Origin of the sequence: Nocardia cyriacigeorgica (genome assembly GCF_005863245.1) — a bacterium.
In the GTDB taxonomy this organism is placed as follows: domain Bacteria; phylum Actinomycetota; class Actinomycetes; order Mycobacteriales; family Mycobacteriaceae; genus Nocardia; species Nocardia cyriacigeorgica_C.
The window spans coordinates 197,439-213,702 of the sequence record NZ_VBUT01000010.1 but is presented as its reverse complement, the minus strand read 5'-3'; the positions used below and the strand labels follow the sequence as shown (position 1 = coordinate 213,702).

Genomic DNA, 16,264 nt, shown 5'->3' with positions numbered 1-16,264 from the left:
CAGCACAGTTCGATTGCCAACAGTTAACTGATCGACTGAACTGCTTCCTCGATCCGCTCGTGGCGCGGAAGACAACCGCCGCCGACGACGCGATCGCCGCGCGAGAGGGTGTGGAGCATGGCCGATGGGTACACCGGATCTCCGGTAGCCGAACTACCGACCGCGGCACTGCCGCACGCGAGCACACCGTTGCGCAGGGCGGCGCAACGCCTGCAATCGGTCCTGCCGCCGGGCTGGTGCGTCGAAGTGGTCGACGCGCCCGGGTCCGCCGAGGATCCGCAATCGATTCTGCGCGTGGTTCAGCCCCCGGAGTGAGCCGGCCGTCGGCCGCCCGCCCCGGAGGCTGATTCGCTTTCTGCGCCGCTAGCCGGTCCAGCCGAGCGGCATCAGCACCGACTTCTGCTCGCAGTACGCGTCGACGCCCTCGGGGCCGTTCTCGCGGCCGAGACCGGAGTTCTTGTAACCGCCGAACGGTGCGCACGGATCGAACGCGTACCAGTTGATCGCGTACGTGCCGGTGCGCACCTTGGCCGCGATCTCGGCGCCGTGCTCGACGTCGCTGGTCCACACCGAGCCGGCCAGACCGTAATCGGAGTCGTTGGCCAGCGCGACGGCCTCGTCCTCGGTGCCGTACGGAATCACCGAAAGTACCGGCCCGAAAATCTCTTCCCGCGCGATCGTCGAGCTGTTGTCCACATCGGCGAAGATGGTCGGCTCCACGAACCAGCCCTTGTCCAGCCCCTCGGGCCTGCCGCCGCCGAGCACCAGCCGCGCCCCTTCGGCCTTGCCCTTGGCGATATAGCCCTCGACGCGCTCGCGCTGGCGCTGCGAGATCAGCGGGCCGAGTTGGGTGGCCGGATCGGTCGGATCGCCGACGGTCATGGTGCGCACATGCGCGACCAGCGCGTCGACGATCTCGTCATAGTGGCTGCGCGGGGCCAGGATTCGGGTCTGCGCGACACAGCCCTGGCCGGTGTTCATCAGGCCGGAGAAGGCCAGCGAGGGGATGCTCGCGGCAATGTCCATGTCGGGCAACAGGATTGCCGCCGATTTGCCGCCGAGTTCGAGCGAGACCGTCTTCAGCTGCCCGGTGGCGATGGCGCCGATCTTGCGGCCGACGGCGGTGCTGCCGGTGAAGGTCAGCTTGTCCACACCTGGATGCGACACCAGGTATTCGGAGGCCTCGGCCTCGGCGGGCAGCACCGAGAGCACGCCTTCGGGCAGCCCGGCCTCGGCGAAGATCTCGGCCACCTTGTTGGTGGTCAGCGGCGTCAGCGGGGAGGGCTTGAGCACCACGGTGCACCCGGCCAGCAGCGCGGGCCCCAGCTTGTTGGCCGCGAGGAACAGCGGCACGTTCCATGCAGTGATGGCCGCGACCACACCGCGCGGTTCCCGCGAGACCCGGGTGGTGCCGAAGACGCCGGTGCGCGTCTCGTTCCAGGGGAACGATTTGGCCAAGCCGGCGTAGTAGTCCAGCGCGGCCACGGCCGGGATCTGGTTGAGCGTGGTCGCCGCCATCAGCGGGGCGCCCATCTCGGCGGTGAGGGTGGCGGCCAGGTCGGCGCCGCGTTCCTCGATGAGGCGGGCGGCGCGGGTGAGCACCTGGGCCCGTTCCTCCGGCGGCGTCGACGGCCACGGGCCCGAATCGAAGGCGGCGCGGGCCGCCGCGACCGCGGCGTCGACGTCGGCCCGGTCGACGGCGGGAACGCTGCCGACCGGCTCCTCGGTGGCCGGGGAGATGACCTGGATGCGCTCGGTGGTGGCGGGCGCGGTCCAGCGGCCGCCGATGAACAGGCTGTCGTAATCCATGAGAACACGTTACAGTTTTGTCGCGCCGTTGTCTGTAACAGGTTTCAGTTTGATCTTCGCGCGCTGCCATGAGCTGCGTGAATTCCGACCTGTCGGTTCGCTTTTCGTCAGAACGCACTATTGCGTTCTGTTGCTGGAGCGTGGATGCTGTAGCTACTGATCAGCTCGCTCGACCCATCGAACCGATACCGCAATTGGGGAGTCCGATTCATGGCGGTGCAAGTGATCGGCCGGTCGTTGATGACCAGCGACCAGACCGAGCATCAAGCTAAGAGCGTTGGCAGCGGCGGCTGGGTAGTGTCCTTCCTACCCGGCCGCACCTTGACCATGGAGCAGGCAACCGCCGCCATGCAGGCCGCGGAGGCGGTCGCCATGGTCGGCACGCTGGCCGATCTGGTCGGGTTGACCACGCTGGAGACCGTGGGCCTCGCCATGCAGGAATCGCCCTGGCAGGAAGCCCGGCACGGCACCAGGGGCCGGCGCCTGGCGCTGTGGGCGCGCTGATAAGCGATCGTCTGTTCCGCCGTCCGAGAACGACGTTCAGTCCGGTTTGATCGCGACGACCACCAGGTTGCTGACCAGTAACTCACGCAACCACGGGATGCGAACCAGCCACCAGGCCCACCGCGGGTGATAGCGCGGGAACACCGCGAACACCTGGGCAGGCGTCCGCTGCGCCCACCGCAAACCATCGGCCGCGCGCACCGCGAACATCGACCGGCCGAACCTGTTCTTGGGCTCGCGGCCATGCTTGCGCACATACCGGCGCGCGGCGTACTCGCCACCCAGGTAGTGCCACGGACCGGTCTCGTGCCCGCCGAACGGGCCGTGCCACACCGTGTAGGACAGCACGATCACCCCGCCCGGCCTGGTCACCCGCACCATCTCGTCGGCCATCAGCCACGGATCCGGCACGTGCTCGGCGACATTCGAGGAAAAGCAGATATCGACCGCGCCATCGCGGAACGGCAACGCCATCCCGGAACCCCGCACCGCGCCCGGCACCGTCAGCCCGGCGGCATGCAGTTCCGACGGGTCCGGCTCCACGGGGATGTATCTGGCGCCGGTGCGGGCGAACTCGTCGGCGAAGTAGCCCGGGCCGCCACCCACGTCGATGATGGTCGCTCCAGCCAGCTCCCTTCCGGTCACGTCGGCATAGAAATCGCTGATCATGGCCGCGCTGTCGGTGGCGAGGCCGCCGTAGAACACCGCGGGCGCGGTCTGCTCGAAGCGGAAACTGCTCAGCAGCCGGATCGACCGGCGCAGGGTGGCGCGCTCGGCGAAACGGGGACGCCGTCGCCCGGCCCGCGCGGCTGCGGGTACGGGCGCCCGCCCCGGTCGCATCCGGGCCTGCGGGGACCACCCAGTCGTTTTATCGGCTCTGAGCACGGCGCCGAGTCTCGCACAATCCGCCGTGCGGCACGGTAACGGCTGCCGGCTGGGGCTGCCTGCGTTGCTCGATTGCGGCCCGTGTCGGCCGGGTGCGGCTGCTGGAATCGGCCGGGTGCGGCTGCCCTGTGTCCGTCGGGGTCGGATGCCGGTCTACGGCCGGTCAGGGCCGGGTCGGCGGCCGGTCAGGGCCGGGATCGGACCACGGCCGGAAGCCGTCCACTAGGGTGTACGACGATATCCGACGTTCCCGACGGGGACCCGACGACCGGAGAAGCTCGACCGTGCGCGAAGTCCTACTGCTCTGCTGGCGCGACACGGGGCATCCGCAGGGCGGGGGCAGCGAACGCTACCTCGAGCAGGTCGGCGCCCACCTCGCCGCCCGCGGCGTAAAGGTCACCCTGCGCACCGCCCGCTACCCCGGCGCGGCCCGCAGGGAAACCGTCGACGGCATCGACATCAGCCGGGCCGGTGGCCGCTACTCGGTGTACCCGCGCGCACTCGCCGCCATCGCCCTCGCGCGCCTCGGCCTCGGACCGCTGCGCGGCATCCGGCCCGACGCGGTGATCGACACCCAGAACGGCATCCCGTTCTTCGCCCGCGCCGCGAGCAAGGCGCCGTCGGTGGTGCTGGTGCATCACGGGCATCGCGAGCAGTGGCCCGTCGCGGGCAAGCTGGTGGGCCGGATCGGCTGGTGGATCGAATCGCGGCTGTCGCCAAGGGTGCATCGCGACAATCAATACCTGACGGTTTCGCTGCCTTCGGCAGAGGAATTGACGACGCTCGGCGTCGACGGATCGCGCATCGCGGTGGTACGCAACGGCGCTGAACCTGTTCCAGTCGATGCCCCCACCGGCGCCGCCGAAACCCGTACCGCCGAGCCGAGAGTGGTGGTGCTCTCACGGCTGGTGCCGCACAAGCAGATCGAGGACGCCCTCGCCGCCGTCGCGCAACTGCGCGGCCGGATCCCCGGCGTGCAGCTCGACGTCATCGGTGACGGTTGGTGGGCCGACAACCTGAAATCGGTCGCGGCGCAGCTGGGTATCGCCGACGCGGTCACCTTCCATGGACACGTCGACGAACGCCGCAAACACGAACTGCTCGCCCGGTCGTGGGTGCACGTCATGCCGTCGCGCAAGGAAGGCTGGGGGCTCGCGGTGATCGAGGCGGCGCAGCACGGTGTGCCGACCGTCGGCTACCGATCCTCGCGCGGGCTCACCGATTCCATCGTCGACGGCGTCACCGGCGTTCTCGTCGACGACGTCGACCAGCTGGCCGAATCGGTCGCCGAACTGCTCGACGACGCCGCCGCCCGCACCATCATGGGCGAGAAGGCGCGCTCGCGGGCGCGGGAATTCTCGTGGGAGAGTACGGCTTCCGGGGTGTATCAGGTGCTGTCGGCGGCGGCGGACGGGCGCAAGGTATCCGGGCTGATTCCGCCGGTGTGAGTTAGGGGAAGTGCGTAGTCCCGGGGCGGCTCGAGTTGGCCGAGGCTGCGATTCCGGCCGGGACGCGTGCTGCTCCCGTGTGGTTCACGGCATGTGCTCGTGCGCAGGCCGTTCGACGGCACCCCGCGCTTCCCCCGCCGGCCCGCCTACAGCACGTCGGGTGCGGCAGGCAGCGATGCGGCACCGGACCTCCCGATGCCGGTGCTGACACGGTGTGCGGCTGATGTGTCGGCCGCTCCTCAGCGATTTCGGTCTGATCGACGCAGAGTCGGCACGAACGTGAGCAGCGGGGCCACGAGTAATGCGGCCCAGAGTATGTGGGCGCCGATCACCAGCGGGCGGTGTGCGCTCGATCGCTCGGCGATGGTGCCGGGCACGCGGTAGAGCGACAGATCCGGGGTCCGCAACATCGGGTCCAGTTGGGCGAGCGTCGTTTCCGACTCACCCATCGGCCCGGGAGTGCGGTGTTCGACCAACACCCAGCCCACGCCGAGCGTGGCGAGTTCCGTCGGCGAACCCCCGTCCAGCAGCAGTTGTTCCACCCTGCGCGCCCTTGCCCCCTCACCCGACACTGTCCGCCCGCGCACCGGCAGCTCACCGGTCTGCAACACATCGTTGGGCAGCATGCGCGGCGCGGGATCGAGCACCGGGGCGCTCCCGCTGTACGGAAACTTCCGGAACATCCCGCCCGGCAGGACCGCTACGTCACCGGGTCCGTCCACCCGCGCGGCCGCTTCCTGCCACGCCGCCGGATACCGCACCGCCCGCATCTCCCCGCCGACGCCCCAGGCCAGGTCGATGAGCGGGAGGATAAGCGCCGCGATGAACAGTGCCGCGACCGCGGTGACCGCGGGGCCTGTCGTGGACGGTCGGTGGGCCGCCACCGATGCGCTGTCCGGCTTCGGAGTGGCAGGGTCGGGCCCGGAATCCGGCCCAGGGGTGGTGGCGCCGAACCGTTGCGCGAGGACGACGCATCCCGCTGCGGCGCAGAGGACGTACGCGGGCATCGCGAGGGCGACGTATTTCTGGGTGTCGCGCAGCAGGCCTGCGCCGGGGACTTCGACGACGAGCCATTCGAGAACGTCCATGCCCCAGGCGGTTGCGCCGAGGGCAGGCAGCAGCACGGCCGCGACTGCCAATCCGACGAGCCTTCGGCCGGTGCGGGCAGCTATGGGGTCGGGGGTGGGTGTGGACCGATCGGAGGGCGGCCGGTCGCCGTCCGTGGCTGCCGGGCGGAGGTCGGTGGCGTCGGTGTCGGTTTCGTCGGGTCCGGGGGTGGCCTGTGGAGGCGCGCCTGCTGAGGTGAGCGGAGTGCTGCGGGCCGCGGGGGCAGGGGTGGATGTGGACAGATCTGAAGGCGGTCGATCGCTGTCCGTGGCTGCCGGGCGGGGGTCGGTGGCGTCGGCGTCGATCTCGTCGGACACGAGGCCGGCTTGGGGGCGAGAGTCGGTTCTGTCGGCGTCGGTCTCGTCGGGCGCGGGGGTGGCTTCCGGCCGAGCGCCGGAGGAGACCGGAGCGCTATCGGTAGTAGAGGCGCTGCCGGTGGTGGTTCGGCGGCGAAGGAATCCGCCGGCCACGGTCCGGACGCCGAGGGCGACCAGGACCAGCAGGATCGCGGTCCCGATGAATGCGATGGGTGTGGTGCGTGACCAGGGGACGGCGTCGGCATTCCAGATGCCGCCGAGCCCGGCGAGGCTGCCGAGGGTGCCGAGGCCGGGTTCGGCGCGGGCGGCGAAGGCGGCGATGCCGGCGGGGTCGGAGGTTTCGGTCCCGGCTCCGGAGGCGATGGTGGCGACCAGCCATGGGGCGGAGGCGGCGATCAGCAGCGCCAGGACGCCGGGGAGATTGCGGCGTCCGGCCACGGTCAGGCCGACGAGGCCGGCCAGCAGGGCGCCCGTCGGCGTCAGGCCCGCCGCCGCGAAGCTTCCGGCCAGGACCGCCCAGTCCCGGTATCCGCGGCCACTGTCGTCCTGCGGCCCAGGGCTTTCCCGGCATCTGCTGCCCTGCCCGGTGCTGTCATGTCCGCTGCGCACCGCAGCGTTGCCTTGTCCGGCGCCGCGCCCCGTGATGCGCTGCTCGCCGCTGCGCTGCCGGACGCCGTCTTTTCCGCCGATCCGCTGCTGAAGCCGATGCGCCGCGAGCGCGGTCCAGGGCAGGGCCGCGTATCCGGTGAGCAGGCTCCAGTGGCCTTGCAGGAGACGTTCGGCGACAAAGGGATTCCAGATCGCCACCGTGACGGCCACCAGCTGCGCCGCCGTCGGCACCCGCAGCAGCTCACACGACAGGACCGCCGCGCCGTATCCGGCGGCCCACAGCGCGGCCAGCAGGATCGCCTTCACGATCAGCCCGCCGTCCACCACCGTCGACAGCGTCGCCAGCAGCGCGTCCTGCGGGACGGCACGCGGAGCGGCGTCACCGAGGCCGAGGGCGGAATCGGTGAGATAGGACCGCGGCGTACTCACCGCATCCCGCAGCAGCAGATAGCCCGGCCCGAGCAGTGGACCCGCGACGACCAGCGTCAGCAGTGCGCTGTACACCGCCGGAACGACCGCCGCCCACCGACTGCTCCGAGCACCCGCACTCACGACCGAGCATCCTCGGCGGGTTGGCGGGCGGCTGTGTAGAGCACCAGAACCGCGACGATGGCGGTGGTGGTGCCCGCGACGCCGGCGGCGGTGATGATGAGCGCGGGGATGGTGCGGGCGAAGGCCAGCATGAGGGCGACTTCGATGGCGAGGCCGAGCCAGGTGAGCCCGGCCAGCGCGGTGCGGTCGACGGCGATGGCCGACAGCAGCGCGCCTTGCAGCACCGCGAGAACGGCGCCGTGCAGGGCGAACAGCCACAGCAGCCCCTGGATCGGCGCGTAGTCCTCGCCGGCGAACAGCGGCGCCAGCGGGGCCGCCACCGCCGCGCCGAGCACCGCGAGGACGCCGATGCCGGACAGCACCGCCAGCGCCGAGCGGATCGCGCTCGCCGAGTGCGCGGGCTGGGCCATCCGCGGATACAGCACCATGCCGACGGCGGCGGGCAGCCAGAAGGCGATCTTGGTGGCCATCGTGGCCAGCGCGTACCGGCTGGCATCGTCCTCGTTCAGCACGATCCGCACCACGATCAGATCCGCCGACGACAACGCCATCAGCGCCGCCTGCACCTGCGCGGCCCGCACCACCGCGATCACACCCGCGAACCCGGCGTTCGGGACCGGGGCGTAGAGATCCAGCGCCGCGCCGTCGAGCGCGGCGGGTGGCTCGCCGTTGTCCGGCACCACGGCCGCCTCCGAGGAAGGCCCGGCCACGTACCGCGCGAAGACCGCCGCACCGGCGATGCCGAACGCCGCCGCCCACAACGCGGGCCCGGCGCCCACACCCAGCGCGAGTACCACGATCGCGGGCAGTACCCGCGCGATCCCGGCCGCGCCGAGCACCACGGCCAGTCCGCGAAACCGCCTGCCGCCCTGGAGAACGCCCTGCTCACCCGACAGCATCACCAGCGCGGGCGCGGCCATCAGCGCCGCCGCGCAGGCCACCGGGCTCACTTCGAGCACCACGGTCACCACCGGGATCAACGCCGCCGCCACCGCCGCGACGATCACGGCGCACCGCCACTGCAACCCGCGCAGCGCCGTCACGCTCGCACCGCGCACCAGTTCCCTCGCGACCACGTTCTGCAACGCCAGCGCGGGCACCGCGCACAGCAGCTGCACCGCGAGCAGGCTGGCGAATTCGCTGTACCCGGCGACGCCGAGCCAGCGCCCGGCCAGCAGCTGAAGTAGGTATCCGGCCACATTGGCCGTCATCGCGCCCGCCGTCACCAAGCTCAGATCCGCCACGACGGGTAGGCGACGAACAGCAGGCACGCCCGCCATCGTCGCACCCCGCACCCCGGCCGCGCCCCTCCGCCCCCGACGCCGCGCCGGGCCGCGCCCGAACGCTCACCGCGCGCGTGGGTTCGACGCCCGCCGGACACCGGCTGCGCACACAAACAACTCGGCTCCCCTGGCGCGATGCCAGGGGAGCCGAGTCGATCAGTGCGTGTCTACCGCGGAGGGATCAGGGCTTCTCGGGAAGCTTGATCGTCTCGGTCGGCGCGTCCGCGTCACCACGGCGCGGGCTCGACGGTGCGGTGGGAGCCGCGGGAGCCGGGCGACGCGGCGGCACACCACCACGACCGGCCGGAGCAGCGGCGCCGCCACCGCGCACACCGAGGACGATGCCCGCGATCAGCGCGATCACGCCGACGACGCCGAGGATGATCGGCACGATGCGCCCGAACAGCGACAGCTTGTCGATGTTCTCCTTGGCGACCGACAGCTGCGATTCGATGGTCGGCTCGTCGAAGGTCAGGGTCGCCTTCAGCGCGGTGACCTCGGGCTTGTCGCCGGTGCGGCCGTAGTACATGTGGATGGCCTCTTGGCCGTCGACGACGGTGCCGGTCTCCGGCTCGATGTACAGGTCGCGGGTGTTGGTGTACCAGCGGTCCATCGAAATGTCGCCTTCGCCCTCGATACCCCACTTGGCGGCGGGCAGCTCGAGGCGGAACGCGGGGTTCTTGGTGGCCTCGTACAGGTTGGCCGGCTCGACGACCTGGCGGAAGTGGTAGACGGTGGTGCCGTTGATCTCGGTCTCCTCGATGAACTTGGCATCGGAGGTGACGCGGGCGGTCCGGTCGAAGTACGGGTAGTCCTTCTTCTCGGTGCCGATCGGGAATCGGTACTGCAGGCCTTCACGCTTGAACGGCTCGGCGACGCTCTCGCCTTCCTTGTTCACCGTGCTGGCGATGGAACCGTTGGGGTCCTCGTCCACCGGCTCACCGGTCTTGCGGTCGATGGTGACCCGGTCGATCTCGGCGGTCAGCAGACCAGTGTCGCCCTGCTTGTCGGTGCGCCGGAGCGTGGTACCCGCCTGGACGGTCATCTTCTCCGCGTCCGAGGGTTCCTCGACGGTCACGAACCGCTGGAAGACCAGGGGAACGTTCTGGTCGACCTTCGCCGAGCCCTCGGGGGCGGTCAGCGATTTGGCGTCGAGCACGAGGCTTTCCTGGCCTGGCACATTGGTGGCGATGGTGGTGATCTCGAGGTCGAGGGGAGTCTTCGCCATCTTGCTCAAGGTATAGGTCGGGATCATCAGCGCGGCCACGATGAGCAGCGCGCCGAGGCCTACGAGCAGGCAGGCAACCGTCCTTTTGGTTCCGGCACTCTGTGCCATGCAAAGTCTCCTCGTTGTAGAACACGGGTCGCTCCGTCGGTACTGTGGGCATGCCACAGCACTCGTGAGCCCCGACACTAACAGCCCGGTGATGAACCACGCCGTGCCGAGGCCGGAATCGGACCTAAAATCGCCCGAGTCTAGCGCGAAAAGTGAAATGTCGGATTCTCATGTCGAAATCCGCAGGGCAGACTGGACCCGATGATCGCCACCGCACCCACCACCACGGACGCCCCGGCTCGTCCGCGCGCCTTCCTGCCCGCATTGGAAGGCATGCGCGGCATGGCGGCACTGGGTGTCCTGCTCACCCATGTGGCGTTCCAGACGGCGGCGACCGGGATTCCGGTGCTCGGCCGGGTGCTGGAGCGCTTCGATATGGCGGTGGCGGTGTTCTTCGCGCTGTCGGGGTTTCTGCTGTGGCGCCCGCACGCGGCTGCTGCCCGTGGGCTCGGCACCGCACCCGGTGTGGGCCGCTACCTGCGGCACCGCGCCGCCCGCATCCTGCCCGCCTACTGGGTGGTGGTGTGCGTGGTGCTGGTGTTGCTGCCCAGCGCGGCCGATACCGCGGGCTTCCGGGTGTGGTTGTCGAATCTGCTGCTGTTGCAGGTGTTCATCCCCCTGACGCTGACCGACGGCTTGACCCAGATGTGGAGTCTGTCGGTCGAGGTGGCCTTCTATCTGGTGCTGCCGCTGCTGGCTTTCGCGCTGTCGGGCCTGCGTGGTGCGGCGGCGCGGGCGCGGATTCCGGCGGTGCTCGGGCTCGCGCTGATCAGTCTGGGCTGGAATTTCCTTCCGGTGCCCACTCCGGACGCCATTCACGCCGACAATTGGCTGCCCGGATATCTGCCGTGGTTCGCCGCGGGCATGCTCTTGGCCGAGGTGATATTCGATAGCCGTCCGCTATTGCGCTTCCGGCGGATCGCGGGAAATCAACTCCTGATGTGGAGCGTGGCGCTGGTCGTGTTCCTGATCTCGGCGACGAACTTCGGCGGCCCCGCCGGGCTCACCCGCGCCGAGCCCTGGCAGTACGCGGCGAAGATGGGCCTGGGCGCGCTCATCGGATTCACCCTGCTCGCGCCGCTGATCCTGCGCGACGCCGAAGCGAAGCCGCACCGCTGGCTGGAATCCCCGGTCTGCCAGGCCATCGGCCGCTGGTCCTACGGCATCTTCATCTGGCATCTGGCGGTGCTGTCGATCGTGTTCCCGGTCTTCGGCATCGTGCCCTTCAGCGGTGATTTCCTGCTGGTGCTGACCCTGACCGTCGCCATCACGCTCCCGATCTCCGCCGCCAGCTACGCGCTCATCGAAGAGCCGGTCCGCCGGTATGTGCGCCGCCGCGAGCAGCTGGTAGCGGAGCGCAAGGAGCAGGCCGCCGCCAAGGCGTAGCGTCGACCGGCTCGCCCTATGGCAGTTGATCGGACTCGGGTGTTTCCCCTTTGCGCCCGCGCGGCGGCAGCGCGGCGATGCCGACCGCGATGACGGCGATGAGGGCGGGCAGCTGCACCCACAGCGAACCACCCATGTAGCCGGTCGGGGAGCGCCACGGTCCCGTCGACAACGCCGCCGCCGAGAGCGCCGTGCCGACACCGGCGATCACCACCAGCGCGGTACGCGGAATGCGGTGCACGAAGCGGATCAGGGCGAGACCGGCCGCGGTCAGGGCGGTGCCGACCGGACCGGAGATGATCGTGGTCGCGGCGGCAAGGCCGACGGCGGGGACCCAGCGGGAGCGCCAGGTGTGCGGGGCCGGGCCGTCCGGGAGCGGGCGGCCGCGACGCGGAATGGCCAGGGCGACAAGAGGGATCAACAGCAGCAGGCCGCCGAAGATGGCGAGGCGGTACCAGCGGTCGACGGGGAACGCGACGGTGATCGGGCCTTCGACGTCCTCGGGCAGCAGCCAGCCCTGCTTCCAGCCGTCGACCACGACCGGGTCGAGTTCGCGGCCGTCGGCGGTTTCGGCGGTCCAGCCGACGTTGGTGCTCAGCGGCAGAACCAGCAGCTGAGGGCCTGCGGTGACCGGCGGATTCGGTACCGGGTCGACGGCGGGGTTGTCCAGCCGCAGCCGGTCGACGAAGAACAGCTCGGTCGGCGCGGCGATGACATCCACGCGGCCGGGGAACAGGTCGACGGTCGGGGCCGCGGTCTGTGCACCGTCGGCTGCGGGGGAACCAGCGACATCGGCCTCGCTGTCCGTCGAGCCCGGATCGGCGAGCGGCGCACCCGATTTGGGTCCTGGCGTACCCGGTTCGCCCGTCGGCCCATCGACGCCACAGACCTGCGCCGAAACCGGTGCCCCCGACAGCAGTTCCGCAGCGGTCGCGGTGACCGAGGTCTGGAAGACCGCTCCACCCAACGCCACCGTCGGCCCGTCCGCGCAGCCGATGGTGATCAACCGGTCCGGGTCGGCGGGCGCCGGGTAGTCCGGTCCGAGCACCGACACCTCGGCGAGTCCGGGCGGCTGGGTCTGGGCGAAGCCGAGCGCGGTGCGGTCGAGTACCGAATCCCAGCTCTGCAAGGTGAGTTCGATCCGGTCGGTGACGGTGGGGTGCAGTGCGATCCGGGTCGTCTCGTCGTCGAGTTCGCGTACCTGCGGTCCATTGCCGAGGTTCACCGCGACCGACGTCGGCGCGGCCGGGAGCCCGCCCAGCGAGGCGGTGATGTCCAGGCCGGTCACCAGCGCCGGTTCCGGCAGCTCGATGGTCAGGGTGGGCCTGCCGCCGAGCAGGTTTCGCACGGTGTCCTCGGGTGCGGTCCAGCTGGTGCGCGGATCGCCGTCGGTGGCGGCGAAGGCCGAACCACGCAGGTCGCCGACGTCGGAGGCGCCGCGGGCGATCGGGCGGCGCGGGTCGGTGAGCAGCGCTTCGAGCGCCGGTCCCTGGCGGGTGCGCAAGGTCAGCTCGGGCGTGACGGTCAGGCCCTCGGGCACCGACAGCGTCCGCTGGAAGGCGCCGAGTTCCTCCGGCGCGAGCCCGAGGCCCTTCCCGCAGCGCACCCGGTCAGGCGCATCGAAACACGCACTGCGACCGGGGAATTCCTGTCCCAGATCCCAGCCGGCGACGGTCGCGCCTTCGGGTGCGGGTGGCAGCACCGTGCGGTGCTGGATGTCGACGCGCACCGGGGCGTCGCGCACCGAATAGTCGTCGAGGGTGAGTTCGCTGATGCCGAACTGGCCGCCCGCGGTGCCGTCCCTGGTGCGGATGGCGGTGATGGTCATCCAGCTGGTCGTCCCCGCGGGCAGCGAAATCGACACCTGCGCACCGGGTTCGGAGATGCGGGCGGACACACTGCCGTTGTCGGTGCGCACCTCCACCCATTTCACCGGGTCGCCGATGGCGGCCGCGCTGGTCGTCACCTTCAACAGGCCCGCGCGGATGGGCTTGTCGAGGTCGAGCCGAAGCCATTGCCCCACCGCGCGTTCGGCGCCATTGCTGACCCAGCCGGTCGCGGGATCACCGTCGACGGCCGCCGCGGTGGAGCTGCCCGGCGCAGAACCGCCGATCTGGGTGGCGTCGGCGGCGGAACTGGATGCGGTGACGGTCGCGCCGGACCATTCGCCGCGTACCAATTCCGCACCGGGAACCGGATAGTCGGGCACCAGATTGTGGGTGCGGCGCGCGTCGTCGGGTGCGCGCAGGGCCGAATTGTGGTTGTCGACCTTGCCGAAATCGGTTTCGCGGGCCATCGGGGTATCGGTGATGGTCACCGGACCCATCGGCAGCCCGGCGCGCGCCCGGTCGGCCGCGAGCAGCCTGGGGTCGGCGCCGGCGCCGGGATCGCGATTGAGTCGTTCCAGCACTTCCGGCCCGCCCTGCACGGTTGGCACGGTGCTCAGTGGGACGGTGTAGGCGCCGGGCAGCTCATCCGGTGCGCCGGTGCCGCTGCGCAGCTCGGCGGGGGTGCCCGGCGCCGGTATATCCACCCGGTAGATCTCGACGGCAGGGTAGGCGGGGCGCAGATCGCCGTCGGCGACCAGCCCGTCGGCGATGACGCCGGTTTCGATCGGGTTGCCGAATTCGGCCACCTTGCGCAGTCCCGGCGAGTTGTCGAGCGCCTGATGGGCGAGCATGGGCCGGGTCGAGCGCGAGGTGTCCGGGTCCAGGTCGTTGCGCAGCACCACCACGCCGATGCCCTGCCCGGCCAGCGTCGCGGCCAGCCCGGCGGAGGGGCGGCCGTCGGCGATCAGCCGCTGCACCGAATCCATCGCGCGGATGGTGCCAGGCGGGTTCAGCGGCACCGCGTCGCGAACCGCCCACGGTGTCCGCGCCAGCGCTTGCAGCGGTTCGTCACGGGTCAGGCCCCACACCTGACTGCCGAACGGCGCCCCCGGCACCACGAGCGCACGGGTGTCGGCGGCATTGTCGTTCAACCACTGCGCGGTCTGGCGCCAGTACTCGGGAACCTCGTCGTAGGCGCCGCGCGGGGCCAGCTTGCCGGTCCAGGCCAGCGAGGTGGACAGCGCGAGCGCGGTGAGGATCAGCGCGGTCACCGCCACTTTCCGGTCCCGTTCGGGATGGGCGAACGCGCTGCGCCAGACCGGCATCGGCACCGAGGCGGGCAGCGGAACGCGGGCGATCAGATGCGCCAGGCCCAGCACCAGCGGGATGCGGATGAGCGGCTCGAGCTTGTGCACATTGCGCAGCGGCGCGCCCGTCGAATCCAGGAACACCCGCACCGATTCGGCGAACGGTCCGCCGAGTTCGCCGACGTATCCGGCGGTGATGCCGACGAGTCCGACGCACAGGATCAACGTCAGCCGCCCGCGTCCCGGCATCGACCGCATCGCGAGCCCGGCCATGCCCGCCGCCGCGATCAGGCCGGTGGCCAGCACCGCGGCCGGTTGGGTGACCAGCACCGCGCCCGCGATGCGTTCCGGCGAGACGAACGGCGTCCAGCTGTCGGTGCCGCGCAGCACCTCACCGAGCGAGGCCCACTGGGTGGTGACGCCGGAGGATTCGATGTAGTCGAGGAACGGCGGGCTCACCCGGCCGAGCAGCAGCAGCGGCACCGCCCACCAGAACGTGGCGAGCACCAGCAGCGGAACCCACGCCGCGGTGAACCGCCACCAGCGGCGATTCGGCCGGTACGACGCCCACCACAGCAGCGCGGGCAGGAACGCCGCGACGGTCGCCACCGCGTTCACCGCGCCCATCAAGGCCAACGCCAGCGCACTGCCCGCGGGTGAGCGCGCACCACCGCGTCGTCGCTGATACGCCGTACCGAGTGCTGCCGGGGCCAGCAGCACCCACGGCGCCAGCACCATCGGCAGCGTCTCCGAGGAGATCGACCCGAGCGTGGTGAGCACCCGCGGCGAGAGCGTGAAGGCCACGGCGGCGATCACGCGCGAGCCCCGGCTGCCGATGCCGAGCGTTTCGGCCAGCTTGACGATCCCCCAGAACCCCGCGAGCAACAGCAGCGCCCACCAGATCCGCTGGGTCACCCAGGCGGGCAGCCCGAGCAGATCGCCGAGGGAGAAGAAGCTGCCGTGCGGGAAGAAGTACCCGTAGGCCTGGTTCTGCACCTGCCCCATCGGGGCCTGACTGCTCCACATGTGCGAAGCGCGGTCCAGGAAGCCGAGCGGGTTCTCGGCCAGGTCGTATTTGGTGTCGGCGACGGTGAAGCCGGGCGCCTGGAGGAACGTCAGCAGGAAGGCGGCGACGACGGTGCCCGCGAACCAGCGCCTCCCGAGGGGCGCGGTTTCTTCGGGTGCCCGATCCGCCCTGGGTACGCGTGTGGAAGGCCGGTCGGCGTCCGGTCGGCGCACGGAGGTTGCGGTGTCGTCGGGCATCACGTTCGTATCAGTCGGCGTCGCGGGCATCGGGGCGAGCGATCGCGCCTACCCGCCGGATCACGACTATCGGAAGCGCAGACGGCAGAAGGGAACGACTCGCGATGTTCTCGCGTGCGTCCGGACCACGGTGCCGCGCAGGGTCGACGCGCGGCACGGTCAGCGGATCGCTCGCGACGGGCGCGAGCGATCCGAGAGAAACCGAGGGTGGATCAGCGGCTGCCGTATTCGACGTTGTTCAACAGCGAGGAGTCGGCGTCGCCGCTGCGGTCGATCTCCGGGCGGGTGTTCTGCTGCACTGCCGCCGTGATGATGAACACCGCGATCGCACCCAGGACGGCGCCGGCGACCGCACTAGCGGCACCAGGTACAGCAAACTTCATCGGGGCACTCCAATACTTCGCGGAAGGCAGGTATTCCCGGCCAACCTAGCAGGACTTCGGGGATTCGCGTATGCGCAGGTCTGCTATAGCGAAAAGATATTTCCGGATCGGCAGGTGACGGGGCACACCGGGCGGGCGACCGAGGCCGAGGTCCGCGGGCAGATCTGCGGTGGCCGTATTGCTCTGCGCCGTTCTCGCCGAGGCACAGACCGAACCCGCGACGGACGAACGCCGGCGGCGGTCACG

At 70.5% G+C, this 16,264-nt stretch carries 11 protein-coding genes; 4 read left to right on the top strand and 7 right to left on the bottom strand.

What is annotated here, in order from left to right; translation table 11 throughout:
- The first annotated feature begins 117 nt into the window (after window positions 1–117).
- Window positions 118–315 (top strand): hypothetical protein, encoded by a 198-nt coding sequence (locus tag FEK34_RS24110; RefSeq protein ID WP_138451288.1) that lies wholly within the window; start codon window positions 118–120, stop codon window positions 313–315.
- A 48-nt stretch (window positions 316–363) separates the two neighbouring features.
- Here FEK34_RS24110 and FEK34_RS24105 read toward each other — a convergent pair whose 3' ends face one another.
- Window positions 364–1,809, bottom strand: coding sequence for an aldehyde dehydrogenase (locus FEK34_RS24105; protein WP_138451286.1), 1,446 nt, complete (start codon window positions 1,807–1,809; stop codon window positions 364–366).
- A gap of 210 nt (window positions 1,810–2,019) precedes the next feature.
- Here FEK34_RS24105 and FEK34_RS24100 point away from each other — a divergent pair, with 210 nt between their 5' ends.
- A complete protein-coding gene (locus FEK34_RS24100; protein WP_138451284.1) occupies window positions 2,020–2,313 on the top strand; it encodes a hypothetical protein in 294 nt (97 codons plus the stop codon).
- A gap of 36 nt (window positions 2,314–2,349) precedes the next feature.
- Here the strand turns inward: FEK34_RS24100 and FEK34_RS24095 are convergent, their stop codons facing one another.
- Window positions 2,350–3,153 carry a class I SAM-dependent methyltransferase gene (locus FEK34_RS24095; protein ID WP_138451282.1) on the bottom strand — a complete coding sequence of 268 codons (804 nt, stop codon included), beginning with the start codon at window positions 3,151–3,153 and terminating at the stop codon, window positions 2,350–2,352.
- Between the two features lie 329 nt (window positions 3,154–3,482).
- Between FEK34_RS24095 and FEK34_RS24090 the strand changes: the two genes are divergently transcribed.
- Entirely contained in the window at window positions 3,483–4,646 is a 1,164-nt protein-coding gene (locus FEK34_RS24090) for a glycosyltransferase family 4 protein (protein ID WP_138451280.1), read from the top strand.
- A gap of 239 nt (window positions 4,647–4,885) precedes the next feature.
- Here FEK34_RS24090 and FEK34_RS30970 read toward each other — a convergent pair whose 3' ends face one another.
- From FEK34_RS30970 to FEK34_RS24065, 3 genes are all read right to left on the bottom strand, one after another.
- The gene (locus tag FEK34_RS30970) at window positions 4,886–7,231 is read right to left on the bottom strand and encodes a hypothetical protein (protein WP_249359546.1); all 2,346 of its coding nucleotides are present in this window, start codon (window positions 7,229–7,231) and stop codon (window positions 4,886–4,888) included.
- Window positions 7,228–8,511 carry a polysaccharide biosynthesis protein gene (locus FEK34_RS24070; protein WP_138451278.1) on the bottom strand — a complete coding sequence of 428 codons (1,284 nt, stop codon included), beginning with the start codon at window positions 8,509–8,511 and terminating at the stop codon, window positions 7,228–7,230. The genes FEK34_RS30970 and FEK34_RS24070 overlap by 4 nt, the downstream gene beginning before the upstream one ends.
- Before the next feature lie 184 nt (window positions 8,512–8,695).
- Window positions 8,696–9,850, bottom strand: coding sequence for a DUF3068 domain-containing protein (locus tag FEK34_RS24065; protein ID WP_138451276.1), 1,155 nt, complete (start codon window positions 9,848–9,850; stop codon window positions 8,696–8,698).
- Between the two features lie 201 nt (window positions 9,851–10,051).
- Between FEK34_RS24065 and FEK34_RS24060 the strand changes: the two genes are divergently transcribed.
- Complete coding sequence (locus tag FEK34_RS24060; RefSeq protein ID WP_138451274.1) at window positions 10,052–11,236, top strand: acyltransferase family protein; 1,185 nt, start codon at window positions 10,052–10,054, stop codon at window positions 11,234–11,236.
- A 16-nt stretch (window positions 11,237–11,252) separates the two neighbouring features.
- Here the strand turns inward: FEK34_RS24060 and FEK34_RS24055 are convergent, their stop codons facing one another.
- Both FEK34_RS24055 and FEK34_RS24050 read right to left on the bottom strand, forming a co-directional pair.
- Window positions 11,253–15,635 (bottom strand): alpha-(1->3)-arabinofuranosyltransferase, encoded by a 4,383-nt coding sequence (locus tag FEK34_RS24055; RefSeq protein ID WP_138451272.1) that lies wholly within the window; start codon window positions 15,633–15,635, stop codon window positions 11,253–11,255.
- Between the two features lie 212 nt (window positions 15,636–15,847).
- Window positions 15,848–16,018: a DUF2613 domain-containing protein gene (locus FEK34_RS24050; RefSeq protein WP_081597515.1), complete on the bottom strand. Its 171-nt coding sequence runs from the start codon at window positions 16,016–16,018 to the stop codon at window positions 15,848–15,850.
- Window positions 16,019–16,264: the final 246 nt, after the last annotated feature.

Bases quoted from the DNA above. Each gene is read 5' to 3' on its own strand.
- FEK34_RS24110 (WP_138451288.1), top strand. From the start codon at position 118: ATGGCCGATGGGTACACCGGATCTCCGGTAGCCGAACTACCGACCGCG.
- FEK34_RS24105 (WP_138451286.1), bottom strand. From the start codon at position 1,809: ATGGATTACGACAGCCTGTTCATCGGCGGCCGCTGGACCGCGCCCGCC.
- FEK34_RS24100 (WP_138451284.1), top strand. From the start codon at position 2,020: ATGGCGGTGCAAGTGATCGGCCGGTCGTTGATGACCAGCGACCAGACC.
- FEK34_RS24095 (WP_138451282.1), bottom strand. From the start codon at position 3,153: ATGCGACCGGGGCGGGCGCCCGTACCCGCAGCCGCGCGGGCCGGGCGA.
- FEK34_RS24070 (WP_138451278.1), bottom strand. From the start codon at position 8,511: ATGGCGGGCGTGCCTGCTGTTCGTCGCCTACCCGTCGTGGCGGATCTG.
- FEK34_RS24065 (WP_138451276.1), bottom strand. From the start codon at position 9,850: ATGGCACAGAGTGCCGGAACCAAAAGGACGGTTGCCTGCCTGCTCGTA.
- FEK34_RS24060 (WP_138451274.1), top strand. From the start codon at position 10,052: ATGATCGCCACCGCACCCACCACCACGGACGCCCCGGCTCGTCCGCGC.
- FEK34_RS24055 (WP_138451272.1), bottom strand. From the start codon at position 15,635: ATGCCCGACGACACCGCAACCTCCGTGCGCCGACCGGACGCCGACCGG.
- FEK34_RS24050 (WP_081597515.1), bottom strand. From the start codon at position 16,018: ATGAAGTTTGCTGTACCTGGTGCCGCTAGTGCGGTCGCCGGCGCCGTC.